The organism is Paraflavitalea sp. CAU 1676, assembly GCF_029223285.1.
Taxonomy (GTDB): Bacteria; Bacteroidota; Bacteroidia; order Chitinophagales; family Chitinophagaceae; genus Paraflavitalea.
Genome location: NZ_JARHUJ010000006.1, coordinates 429,911 through 442,701, shown reverse-complemented (window position 1 = coordinate 442,701; position 12,791 = coordinate 429,911). Strand labels below are relative to the sequence as shown.

Sequence of the window (12,791 nt, the reverse complement as noted above, 5' to 3'; positions counted from 1 at the left end):
GCCACCTGGTGGGCCGTTGAGCTATTGAAGGTATTTAATTTCGTGGCATATTCACAATCCACTGACAATAATTAGTTTATTGTGCTTTACTGGAAGAAATTTCGTTGTATGAACCACCTTATCTTTGCGTAATGCTAAAAGAAACGCTTATCAACGCTACCGAAGCCGGCGCGCAGGTTATTCAGCACTACTTTAATAATAAAAACCTGCAAATCAGCAATAAAGAAGGTATCAACAACCTGGTGACGGAGGCGGACCATGCTTCTGAAAAAGCCATCCTGGAAATCATCAAAAAGGCGTTTCCGGACCACTTTATCCTGAGTGAGGAAGTAGGTGAGATCGCCATGGACAGCGAATATAAGTGGATCATCGACCCCATCGATGGAACGATCAATTATGCGCATGGTATTCCCTTATGCTGCATTTCGATCGGACTGGAAAAGGCTGGCTCTATGATCATGGGTGCCGTGTACAATCCATTCCTGAAGGAGTTTTATTTTGCCGAGCGTGGATTGGGTGCCACCCTGAATGGTCAGCCTATTGAAGTGAGCGGCGAAACCGATGTTAGAAAGTCGTGCCTTGTGACGGGGTTTCCTTATACTTATATCAATGAGCCCAATGGGCCGCTGGATGTTTTCAGCAGGCTTATTCGCCAGGGCATTCCTGTGAGGCGGTTAGGCTCGGCTGCCATTGACCTTTGCTGGGTTGCGGCAGGTCGTTTTGATGGCTTTTATGAACATAAGTTGCAAGCCTGGGATAGTGCTGCGGGTTTCCTGATGGTGGAAGAAGCCGGTGGCAAAGTAACGGACTTTACAGGGGCTCTCTATTCGCCTTACCAACCCCGCATTGTTGCCACCAATGGTAAAATTCATGACGACTTACTACTGTGGATCAACGATAAAGTATAAATAGCTGATTTCTATTGCATTCATCTTAAAGCCTATTTGTGTATGAGCGAAAGAACAGAAATTAATGACCTGGGTGAATTCGGACTGATCGATCATCTGACTAAAAATATTGAACTCCAGAATGTTTCCTCTATCCTTGGCGTTGGCGACGATGCGGCTGTAATTGACCATTTTGGCAAGCAAACGGTTGTATCGACAGACATGCTGATCGAGGGCGTGCATTTTGACCTGAGCTACACGCCATTGAAGCATTTGGGCTATAAAAGCGTGGTGGTGAACCTAAGCGATATTTACGCAATGAATGCGACGCCTACCCAGCTAACGATGAGCGTTGGTTTCAGCAACCGGTTTGGCCTCGATGCGTTGGATGAGTTTTATGAGGGTGTTTACGCCGCCTGTGAAAAATATGGTGTGGACCTGGTGGGGGGTGATACCTGCACCTCACAGAAAGGATTTATTATTTCGGTGACTGCCATCGGCGAAATAACGCCCGATACTTTTGTAAAGAGAAGTACCGCTCAAAAAGGCGATCTGCTTTGCTGTACCGGCTACCTGGGCGCTGCCTATGTTGGATTGTTGTTTTTGGAGCGTGAAAAGCGCATTTACTTAGAGAACCCCAAGATACAGCCCGACCTGGAAGGGGAGTCGTATGTGATCGGCAAACTGTTGAAGCCTGAGGCCAGGAAGGATATTATCGAGTTTTTTGCGGAAAGCGATATTCGCCCAACCTCGATGATGGACATCAGCGACGGGCTTAGCTCGGAGATCCTGCATATTTGCCAGGATAGCAACCTGGGCTGCCGGCTGTACGAAGACAAGATCCCCATTGCCGAGGAAATGAAGCGGGCAGCCTTTAAATTCGAGATCGACCCTACCGCCTGTGCCCTGAGCGGAGGAGAGGACTACGAGCTGCTGTTTACGCTGCCACAATCTGATTACGAAAAACTCGTTCTTAATGAGCAGATCAGCGTGATCGGTTATATGACAGATGCAGAAGAAGGGACCAAGATCATTACCAAAGGCGGCGGATTACACAATATAACTGCACAGGGCTGGAACGCTTTTAAGAACACCTGAGTTTAAATGGATTTTGCATGAGGCAATGGTTTTCCGGCACTACGGTGATCCTTTCATCGATGTTATTTATAGGATGCGCTTCTTCCAGGAAGTCCTTCAATCCGGATAGAAAGTTTTCGGCTGTCCAGCTTCAGCAGGACTATACTTACTTCAGAAACATCCTTGAAGAATCGCACCCCAGCCTGTATTGGTTTACCTCCAAGGACAGCATGAATCACTATTTTGATGCTGCCTACCAATGCATCCAGGATTCCATGACTGAACCACAGTTCCGGAACCTGTTGGCTTATGTCACGACCAAGATCAGGTGCGGGCACACCACGGTACGTTTCTCCAAAAAATACGGCGACTACCTCGATACGGTAAGGCTTCCGGTATTTCCGCTACATCTGAAAGTGTGGCCCGATAGCATGTCGGTGATCACCAACCTCAACAGAAAAGACCAGGTACTGAAAAGGGGAACGATCGTTACCCATGTAAACGGGATGAGTACGAGCCAATTGACTAATACTTTCTTTAATTATATATCTGGCGACGGGTATATCGAGACTGGTAAGTACCAGGTTTTGAGCAACCGTGGCAGTTTTGGCAATTTATACCGCAATGTTCTTGGCTTAACCAACCAGTTTGCCATTACTTATCGTGATAACTATGGCGAGGAAAGGGAAACGGTGGTTCCAATTTACGATCCGCTGGCCGACACCCTGAACCGCCCTGCCGTCAGCCGGCCAACTGGCAGGGTTCCACGGCAGGCTCCTCAGCCGCCGATGCTCAATGCGGTGCGGAACATTCAGATCGACACCACGCTCTCGTCGGCTTATATGACGGTCAATACGTTTGGGCGGGGCAACAAGTTGAGGGGATTTTTCCGCCGGTCGTTCAGAGAATTGAAGAAGCGGAATATTCGCCATCTTGTGATTGACGTTCGTTCGAATGGGGGTGGGGATGCTGGTATTTCCACGAAGCTCACCCGGTACCTTGCCAATAAGCGGTTTAAACTCGCGGACTCTCTTTATACGCCCAGCCGGAAAAGCCATTATTCAAAGTATATTCAATGGCAGCCAGCATATTGGGTGATGATGCAGTTTGTTACCCGTAAGCACAAAGACGGTTTATACCATTTCGGCTATTTTGAGCGGCATTACTTCAAGCCTAAAGAGAAAAATCATTTCAACGGGGATATTTATATCATAACCGGTGGTAACTCATTCTCTGCCACCACTTTATTTGCCGGCGCACTGAAAGGACAGGAAAATGTGAAGATCGTTGGTGAGGAAACCGGTGGCGGAGCGTACGGAAATTCTGCCTGGATGATCCCCGACGTAACGCTGCCTAACTCGGGCGTTCGTTTCAGGCTACCCCGATTCAGGTTGGTGATGAACAAAGACCTTGTGAAAGAAGGCCGCGGTATTATGCCCGACATCGAAGCGGCGCCCACTGTTGAAACTATACGCCAGGGTATTGATCCCAAAGTAGATACTGTGCGCAAGATCATAATGCAAAAAATGGGAATGGTCCATCATTAAGGACTGTTAATTTCCATGTCGATAATAAGACAAAGAAAACCTTCCGACTTTTATTGATCGTAATTGCTTCGGTTTGGGGTACTGCAATTATGAAGCTGGTGCGACCAAGGCTTTAGGTCAACCGATCACCTGGTGAACCTGAAACGATTCATCAAACACTACCATATTGGCCTGGTATCCTTTGGCGATCAGGCCTTTCTTTTGTCCTTTCAGGAGCTGAGCAGGGTAGGTTGACGCCATGCGCAATGCTTCTTCTAATGGTATTCCCACTTTTTCAACTCCATTCTTTACACACTGCATCATCGTAAGTGCCGATCCGGAAAGTGTTCCATCTGGCAGGGCATAGTGGTCGCCTTTGTATAAATGCTGATATTCGCCGGTAGTGGTTTCGGCCACAGCATCGGTAATGAAAAATAACCTTTGCTGCAATACCGTTTTGGCAATTTTAACGGCGGCGTAATCCACGTGAATGCCGTCGCACACGATGCTCGCCATCACCGAGGGATTATTGAAAATGGCTCCCACCATTCCTGGCTCGCGATGTTGTAGGGGAGACATGGCGTTAAAGAGGTGGGTGGCAGCCTGTATTCCCAGGTCGAACCCAGCCATGGCCTGCTGGTAATTTGCATTACTGTGGCCAGCGGAGATAATGATGTTATTTTCAAGCAGCAGCTTTATTATGGCGGAGTCGCATTGTTCGGGGGCAAGGGTTATCATTTTAAAAACATCCCGCCCATGGTCAATCAATTGCTTTACTTCATCTGTTGTAGGTTTTTTAATACAATTCAACAGGTGAGCACCCCGTTTCACAGGATTCATGTAGGGACCTTCGAGGTGCAGTCCTAGCAGGCCTTTTCCTCCCTGTTGCTGATATTGGCGAACGAGTTCCATACCCTGCAGAAATTTCTCGATAGTATTGGTGGCCATGGTGATCATGAAGTGGCTGCAGCCACCGGCAAGGCAATATTCATATGTCGATTGCAATGCTTCGAGTGTGATCTCCTGAGAAAACAGTCTGCCGTTTCCACCATATATCTGCAGGTCGATCAATGCTGGTGCAAGACACTTTCCCGATAGGTCGTGAGTTGAATAATGACTGGGAACTTCGTTCTCCGCTACAACTTCTACTATGGTTCCGTTTTCTACCAGGACCGCTTTCCGGGTTTCAATAGAGTGACCAGTGTACAGGATGGCATTGCTATATGCGATGGGCATGAGTATTGGGTTAATTATGCTTTTTGAACTTAGCGTCTCTTTGCGATGTACTCTTAAGATTGGATGATAAAATTATCGGCATCTTCCAGGAAGGGTAGCTTGTGTCGGACCTCTTCGAGTTTTTCTTTGTGCAGGGTTATGGTGTGGATATCCTCCTCATTTGCTTTTGTGTAGAGTACTTCTCCCAATGGATCGACGACCATACTATCTCCGCTATGGTTAATTTCATTGCCATCCTTGCCCACGCGATTGACGCCTACCACAAAACTTTGGTTTTCGATGGCCCTCGCCTGCAGCAGGGTTTTCCATGCATGATTTCTACGTTCGGGCCAATTGGCTACATAGATCATCAGGTCGTACTCGGGTTCATTTTTCGCCGCATCTTCTTCAGTAAGGGGCGTGGCTTGCCGCGCCCAAACGGGAAAGCGGAGGTCGTAACAGATTAACAGGTTGATCTTCCATCCCTTTACCGAGGCTATGAGACGTTTGTGCCCAGGAGCAAAATGTTCGTGTTCTCCTGCATAGGCAAATAAGTGTCGTTTATCATAGTAACCAAGTTGTCCGTTGGGTAACATCCATACGAGCCGGTTATAGTAGTGGCCTTCGTCTTCTATTATTAAACTGCCGGTAAGTACGATCCTCTTTTGTTGAGCTATCTTTTTCATCCAGGCGATGGTATCACCTTCCATGGTTTCTGCGAGTATTTCAGGTTTCATACTGAAGCCCGTACTGAACATTTCGGGAAGCACCACTATCTCGGTTTTTTGCCCTATTTGGTTGATCTTTTCCTCCAACATTTGCAGGTTGGCTGCTTTGTTCTCCCAATGCAGGACTGTTTGTATAGTGGTAATGGTGATTGTAGACATAACCGGATTCTTTAATCAGTTCGATGTGTAAAATTACCAATTCAACCGGTAGCATACATGGTGGTCAAACGGTAGCTGTATATTTATACTTCAACCATTAACATGGCTTTCAAAGGCAAATTGCTAAAAAATCCTGTAACGGGACAGGACATTATTTTTCTCCAAACGGCCAGGGATACAGGTGGCAACCTATTGGAAATGGAATCTACTTATCTCGGCCGGTCGCAGGAACCCATTGCTCACTATCACCCTGAGCAGGCCGAGGATTTTTTCGTCATTGAAGGCGCATTAACTGTCATGATGAATGGATTTATCAGGGTTTACCGGTCGGGTGAAGGTTTTCACGTACCTAAAGGAACAGTGCATAGCATGTGGAATGCCACCAACGGCCGTACTGTTATGAACTGGCAGGTAAGACCTGCTTTAGATACGGAATACTTATTAGAAACAACGGCCGGGCTTGCGGCTGCTGGCAGAACCTCTTCCAGCGGCAAACCCAGCCTGTTACAAATTGCTTTGATCGGAAACCGCTTTAGGCGCGTGTTTCGGCTTGCAAAGCCGCCTTATATCGTTCAACGTATTCTATTTAGCCTATTAACACCTTTCGCCATCCTCACCGGTCATAAAGCCATCTACAGGAAATACATTGATTAATGAGCCGGATGGTCGACAGCGTCATCCGTATGTGGCGATTGCATAGCTTCCGCAGCTTTTCTGGCCGCCGCGCCTTCTTTATCGCAAAGGATATGAACGAGCTTCGCTACCAGAGCTGTCCAACCGGTTTGGTGGCTGGCCCCAAGGCCACTTCCCGTATCGCCATGGAAATATTCATAAAACAGGATGAGGTGTTCATTACCTGGCCGTTCATAGAACCAGCTTTCCTGACCATTGGTCGGGCGCTTACTATCCTTGTCTTTATCGAATAGTTTTATGAGCCTTACTGTAAGTTCATCTGCAACCTGCATCAGGTTAAGCTTATTTCCAGACCCAACGGGACATTCAACGAGCAGGTCATCGCCATAGAACTCGCCGAAGCGCCGAATAGATGATATAATAATATAATTTATCGGCATCCAAACGGGGCCCCTCCAATTAGAATTACCGCCGAAGAAATCTGATGTAGAATCTCCCGGATCGTATTGAACTTTGTAATCGACCCCATTGATCGTAACCTCATAGGGGTTTTGTTCATGGTATTTTGATAGGGCTCGTATCCCATAATCCGATAGGAACTGGGCTTCGTCGAGCAGCCGCTCGAGAAGCTGTATCAGTTTTTCGCGGGGAACGAGCGAAAGCAGTATCTCTTCACCTCCCGCCCTTTCTTCATTAGGCCAGAATCGCCCGTTCTTAAGGCGATAGTTTTCGAACCAGGTTATTCGCTTCTTAAAATCGCCCAGTTTATCGAGGATCTTCTTTTCTATGATCGAAACGGCGAACAGTGATGTGAGACCTACTATGGAATATACCCTCAAATGTAATGGGGCAGAGCCGGCTATCGATAATGTATCGTAAAAGAACTTGTCTTCTGCGTTCCACATTCCCTGCTCGTTGAGCGCTTCGGCAATAAGTACAAAGTGCTCAAAGAATTTGGTGGCCGTGTCTTCGAATGCTTCGTCTTTCATAGCTATCTCCATGGCCATGTCCATCATGTTCAGTGCGTACATCCCCATCCAGCTGGTGCCATCAGCCTGCTCCAACTGCATTGTTCCGGGTAATACACTGCTCCTATTGAATACACCTATGTTATCGAGGCCAAGGAAGCCTCCTTCGAACATATTGTTGCCATTAGAGTCCTTACGGTTGATCCACCAGGTGAAATTGATGATGAGCTTTTGAAATATCCGTTTCAGGAATGCGATATCGCCTTTGCCCGTGCGATTTTTCTCGATGCGGTACACCTGCAACGCAGCCCAGGCTTGCACGGGTGGATTAACGTCGCCGAAGTTCCATTCGTAGGCTGGCAGCTGACCATCCGGTTTCATATACCATTCGCGCATGATGAGCAGCAGCTGGTGCTTGGCAAATGTGGGATCTACCATGGCCAGGGGAATGCATTGAAACGCGAGGTCCCAGGCGGCATACCAGGGATATTCCCATTTGTCGGGCATGGAGATGATATCCTGATTCTTCAAGTGTTTCCAATCGGCATTTCTACCGTGGAGTTTACCGGGGTTTACATCTGTAATGCCATCACTGGTGGTAAGCCACCGTTCTACATCGTAATGGTAATACTGCTTGCTCCACAATATACCAGACAGTGCCTGCCGTTGGATACGTTTCCATTCAGGATCGGTCGTTGCATGCAAAACGGCGTTGTAGAACGAATCGCTTTCTTCGCGACGCGAAGTGAAAATGTTGGTAAAGCCTGCTGCAAATGGATTGTCGAATATTTTGTTGCTTAACCGCAGGTAGGTTGTTTTGGTAGCACCGGGTTCAATATGGTATTTGTAAACCGGGGCGAACTTGGTACCAGATTTCTTTTGGCGAAGGGCTGTTAGTTCCTCTCCTTTTATGATCGCTTTGTGAAATGCATCTTTAGTGAAGGGCGTGGCATTGGGTTGTCCGGATACAATTTCGAGGTTGGTCTCGTTTTCTGTCATTAAGCTATCATGGGGAGGCATATAGTACAGGTAATACGCTCCCAACCTGCCATGTGTAGCTTTTACCGATGTTTTGTCTCGCCGGGTAATATGCGGTTTCTTTTCACTTTGGTCGTAGGCCCATCGGTTGTAGAACCACAAGGTAGGAGCCAGGGTTATGTCTGCAGCCTTGGTGTTGCGGTTCGTAATATCGATTTTGACGAAGATATCTTTTGAGTTCTCCTTGGCATAGGTAACCAGTACATCAAAGTACTCATCGTTATCAAAAACACCAGTATTCAGAATTTCATATTCAGGCTCCTGGCGCGATCTATTTCGACTTTCCTCCCGCAGCTTATTGTAAGGAAATTCCTGTTGAGGATATTTATACAGGTACTGCATGTAATAGTGGGTGGGCAAATTGTCGAGGTGATAGTAAAGTTCCTTTACGTCTTCACCATGGTTGCCTTCATAGTTGCCGAGCCCAAAGAGTCTTTCCTTCAGAATATGGTCTTTTCCATTCCATAAGGAAATGCCGAAGCATAGATTCTGGAAAAAGTCGGAAATCCCGGCTAGTCCATCTTCGCCCCAGCGGTAGGCGCGGCAATGGGCATGATCGAAGGGAAAATAGTTCCAGGCATCGCTGTTCATGCTATAATCTTCCCGTACGGTTCCCCACTGCCGTTCGCTGAGGTAAGGCCCCCACTGTTCAAGAGGTATTTTTTTGGTTGAATTGACGGATAATCGCTGATGTTCTGCAGTAATCATGATGATGTTTTCGGTCTACTAATCCACAATTTTGTGCAATACAAATGGCCTTTTTTGGCAAACATCGTTGGAGAATAAGGTTTTATGATGGTGAATTTACAGCTTTCGGGAGGTATAAAAAACAAAAAGGGCCCTCCCCGGCGGGAATGGCCCATTCGTAACTATTGCATGTACTACTTCGAAAAATGCTTGGATCGAGGCTATTCTGTTCTTTTCACTGCACTGGAGGGCGTTATCAAAAAAATAAGGTGCCGGCCACCCTCTACCGACACCTTAACAGACGCACATAATCTAACGCACACCTTGCTTGCCTGTGTTATAGCTTCTTATAAGAAAAGTTCAATGGCTAAATCTCTAAAAGCAATCACCAACTTATTATCCTTCACCCATTGATCGCTGGTGATTGCTTCGTTCGTTTTCATGGCCGATTTTCAATGTACTGTCCTGTAAACCGTACAGCTTGTTTCAATCATTATGACGCAGCAAAAATGCAATTTGTAATGGCACCCGACAATAGCATGAAGATGTGAGAATCAATACAAACACCTGTTCGCTTTTTGCAGGAATGCGGATCGACCATCATTTCATATTCCCTTTTTCCCACTTATCCGTTTAATTAGCGGGCAGGTACTACAAAGTGGTATCACATATCTGTGTGGTTTGCGGAAACAAAATCCCAAAAGAATCCGGGGATTTTTATTTTTGATTATACATACACCCACTCCCTTGTTCAAAATATCAGTATACAGCCTTTTGCTGGCCTGGCTGCCTTCCTTGCTGCAAGCGCAGCACAGGAAATACGTCTTCAACAGAATTTCAACCAAAGACGGCCTTGCTTCCAACCACGTTTATAGCATCCTGCAGGATCAAAAGGGTTTTATGTGGCTAGGAACTGCCAATGGTTTGCAACGATACGATGGACGCAAAGCCGTTATGTTTCGCCCTCCTGTAGGTGATAAGAGTTATTTGCCCGCTGCGCCCATTAAGCAGGTGGCAGTAGATATCAATCATCATTTCTGGGTACGAACCGAACAGGAGGTTGGTATTTTCGATCCTGTAAACTTCAAGTATAAAAAAGCGATCATTGAACCTGGTGGTGCTGTGGCACCAAGAGCGGAGTATTTTCTTTGGCTGGATAGTAAGGGTAATATCTTTCTGATCATTACTCAATTGGGGGTACTGGCATACGACTGGAAAACCAATACATTCAAGAAGGACAATAGCCGGATCCAAACCCCGAAGGGTTGGAGCGTTCGAAAAATACTGGAAGATCCACATAGTGGTAATTACTGGATGGCAACCGATTCGGGACTGGCCCAATACAATATCCGGTCTAAATCGTTGAGTTATTTTGGTCACAATACAGAAGGCTTGCCAATCCTTGATAATCCTTTGTTCAGGGATCCCGTGACAGTGATGTTTATCGACAAAAAAGACCGCTTTTGGCTTACCACCTGGAGTCCTACTCAGGATGAAAAGTTTTATTGCTTCAATCTTGATTCCAATAAACTTAGTAATGACACTGCCGGGCTGAAAACCAACACTGGTGTTTATAAAGAAATGCATGGTTTTATGCAGGAGTCGAATGGTCGACTATGGACATACGGAACAAAATATCTGGAAGCATACGATACATTAACCAAACGCTTTCAATATATACGGCAAGATTACATCGACGACTATGATATCAGGTTCGATATAATTTATTGTATGTACGAAGACCGTGAGCAGAACTGCTGGATCGGTACCGACGAAGGGGTTTTTGTAATTAACTCGGCCCGGCAGTTGTTTCATAGTATCGTTATGGATGGCCCCACTAACGGAAGTTCCAGGCTTACACTGCAACCGAATGCATTTCTTCAAACGAGGGAAAATAAATTGCTGGTTGCTTCCTGGGGTCTAGGAACCCTTTCCTGCGACAGTAATTTCCTTCCTATTCAGAACGCAGTTTTAAAGGGAATGCCCGCGGGTGAAAGAGACTATTTTTTACAGTGGAGTTTGCATGAAGAGAAAAGGAGTGGCCGCATTTGGATTGGATGCCAGGGCGGGCGGATTATTATTTATGATCCGCTAACCAATAAGTCTATCTTTTACAAAGTCCCGCTGGCCGAAGACCGGACTATTCGACAGATCACTGAAGATAAGGCTGGCAATATCTTACTTGCAACTCAGTATGGTCATATAATTCGATGGAATCCGTCTGCAGGTTATGGCGCGGGATTTTTACAGGGGTTCAAACTGTTGCAAAATGTAAATACGATCATTTACAAAATGATCTGTGACAAGAGCGGCTCCATTTGGTTGTGTACCCACATGAAAGGTGTATTTACCCTCAATGCCGAGTCGGGTAAAGTGATTGCCCACTATGATAAGAACGGCGGCCCAGGTAAATCTCTATATGCTGATATAGCTGGAGATATTGTTCAGTATGATGACAGTTTGTTCTTCGTTAGCAGTGGTGCGTTAAGTTTGATCAATCAGAAAACGGGAAATATCCAGTTGATTACCACCGATAACGGATTGCCCAGCATGAGTGTAACCAGCATTGAAAAAGATAAGGAGAATAACCTATGGCTGGGTTTATCGGATGGTATTTGCCGATATAATTATAAACGCCAGATTTTCACGTTGTTCAATCAAAAGGATGGCATCGTTTATGGTAATTTCCGACACAATGCGAGCACCCGATTGCATAACGGTCAATTGATCTTCGGCAATTCGCACAATTTCGTCTACTTCCAGCCTGAACTGGCTTATAGCTCAGCGCCGCCACTGGATGTTACCATTACAGATTTCAAATTATTCAATAACTACCTGGCCCCAGATTCTATCATGAAGCTGGATAAGGTAGTGCTCAACTATACCCAAAACTCCATTACGATCGAGTTTGCTGCCCTTAGTTTTTTGCAACGCGACAAAATCGTTTATTACTATCAACTGGACGGGTTTGATAAAGAATGGATTAGACCTGACAAGGGGCTTTTTGCCAGTTATACCGCCTTACCTCCCGGTAATTACACCTTCCGGGTGATGTGCGAAAATGCTGATGGGGTGGAATCGAAGAACATTACTTCTTTAAAAATCTATATACGTCCGCCGTTTTGGCTTACCTGGTGGTTCCTAATGCTAATCGTGATCGCCATTGCCGCGTTGATCTATTTTATCCATAGGCTGCGGGTTGACCAGTTGTTGGGTATGGAGCGTGTAAGGACGAGGATTGCCAGGGATCTCCATGACGACATGGGTTCTACTTTGAGCACGATCAACATTTTAAGTGAAATGGCCAAAATGAAGGTGGATAAGGATAGCGAGAAAACCAGCGAATACCTCACCAAGATCAGTGACAACAGCAGCCGGATGATGGAAGCCATGGATGATATCGTTTGGAGCATCAACCCCATGAATGACAATATGCAGCGTATTGCTGCCCGTATGCGGGAGTTTGCGACCGGCGTTTTAGAAGCCAGGAATATCGACTTCACCTTCCGGGTGGATGAGGAAGTTCAAAACCTAAAACTTGACATGGAGGCCAGGCGAGATTTTTTCCTCCTTTTCAAGGAAGCGGTCAACAACCTCGCTAAGTACAGCCAATGCCAGCATGCCACCATCGATATTTCGATTATTAAAGAACGCCTAATTATGAAGATCATGGATGATGGCGTCGGATTTGACGTGCAACAGGCAGATAGCGGCAACGGTCTATACAACATGCGGAAACGAGCTCAATCGTTGAATGGCTCGCTTGCCATCGAATCGAGTCCGGGAAAAGGAACGAAAGTCTTGCTGGATGTGCCTTTGACATAATTATGTGGTTGCCGTCCGGAGAATAAATAAGTAGCTTTGTAATCTAAA

The 12,791-nt window shown here is 46.2% G+C and carries 8 protein-coding genes; 5 read left to right on the top strand and 3 right to left on the bottom strand.

Going from position 1 to position 12,791, the window contains the following annotated elements:
* The first annotated feature begins 131 nt into the window (after positions 1 to 131).
* The 3 genes from P2H89_RS21560 to P2H89_RS21550 are packed head-to-tail and all read left to right on the top strand — an operon-like array spanning position 132 to position 3,511.
* Entirely contained in the window at positions 132 to 908 is a 777-nt protein-coding gene (locus P2H89_RS21560; protein ID WP_275830761.1) for an inositol monophosphatase family protein, read from the top strand.
* A 42-nt stretch (positions 909 to 950) separates the two neighbouring features.
* Positions 951 to 1,985, top strand: a complete 1,035-nt coding sequence (thiL, locus tag P2H89_RS21555) for a thiamine-phosphate kinase (protein WP_275830759.1) — start codon at positions 951 to 953, stop codon at positions 1,983 to 1,985.
* A gap of 17 nt (positions 1,986 to 2,002) precedes the next feature.
* Positions 2,003 to 3,511 carry a S41 family peptidase gene (locus P2H89_RS21550; RefSeq protein WP_275830757.1) on the top strand — a complete coding sequence of 503 codons (1,509 nt, stop codon included), beginning with the start codon at positions 2,003 to 2,005 and terminating at the stop codon, positions 3,509 to 3,511.
* Positions 3,512 to 3,628: 117 nt separating this feature from the next.
* Here the strand turns inward: P2H89_RS21550 and nagA are convergent, their stop codons facing one another.
* Positions 3,629 to 4,726 (bottom strand): N-acetylglucosamine-6-phosphate deacetylase, encoded by a 1,098-nt coding sequence (gene nagA, locus P2H89_RS21545; protein WP_275830755.1) that lies wholly within the window; start codon positions 4,724 to 4,726, stop codon positions 3,629 to 3,631.
* A 53-nt stretch (positions 4,727 to 4,779) separates the two neighbouring features.
* A complete protein-coding gene (locus tag P2H89_RS21540; RefSeq protein ID WP_275830753.1) occupies positions 4,780 to 5,592 on the bottom strand; it encodes an amidohydrolase in 813 nt (270 codons plus the stop codon).
* Between the two features lie 198 nt (positions 5,593 to 5,790).
* On the opposite strand from P2H89_RS21540, the gene P2H89_RS21535 reads away from it, so the two are divergent.
* Entirely contained in the window at positions 5,791 to 6,246 is a 456-nt protein-coding gene (locus P2H89_RS21535; RefSeq protein ID WP_275830752.1) for a cupin domain-containing protein, read from the top strand.
* On the opposite strand, the gene P2H89_RS21530 is transcribed toward P2H89_RS21535, so the two are convergent.
* Complete coding sequence (locus tag P2H89_RS21530) at positions 6,243 to 8,939, bottom strand: glucosidase (protein ID WP_275830750.1); 2,697 nt, start codon at positions 8,937 to 8,939, stop codon at positions 6,243 to 6,245. The genes P2H89_RS21535 and P2H89_RS21530 overlap by 4 nt on opposite strands.
* Positions 8,940 to 9,665: 726 nt before the next feature.
* Between P2H89_RS21530 and P2H89_RS21525 the strand changes: the two genes are divergently transcribed.
* The gene (locus P2H89_RS21525) at positions 9,666 to 12,743 is read left to right on the top strand and encodes a two-component regulator propeller domain-containing protein (RefSeq protein WP_275830748.1); all 3,078 of its coding nucleotides are present in this window, start codon (positions 9,666 to 9,668) and stop codon (positions 12,741 to 12,743) included.
* Positions 12,744 to 12,791: the final 48 nt, after the last annotated feature.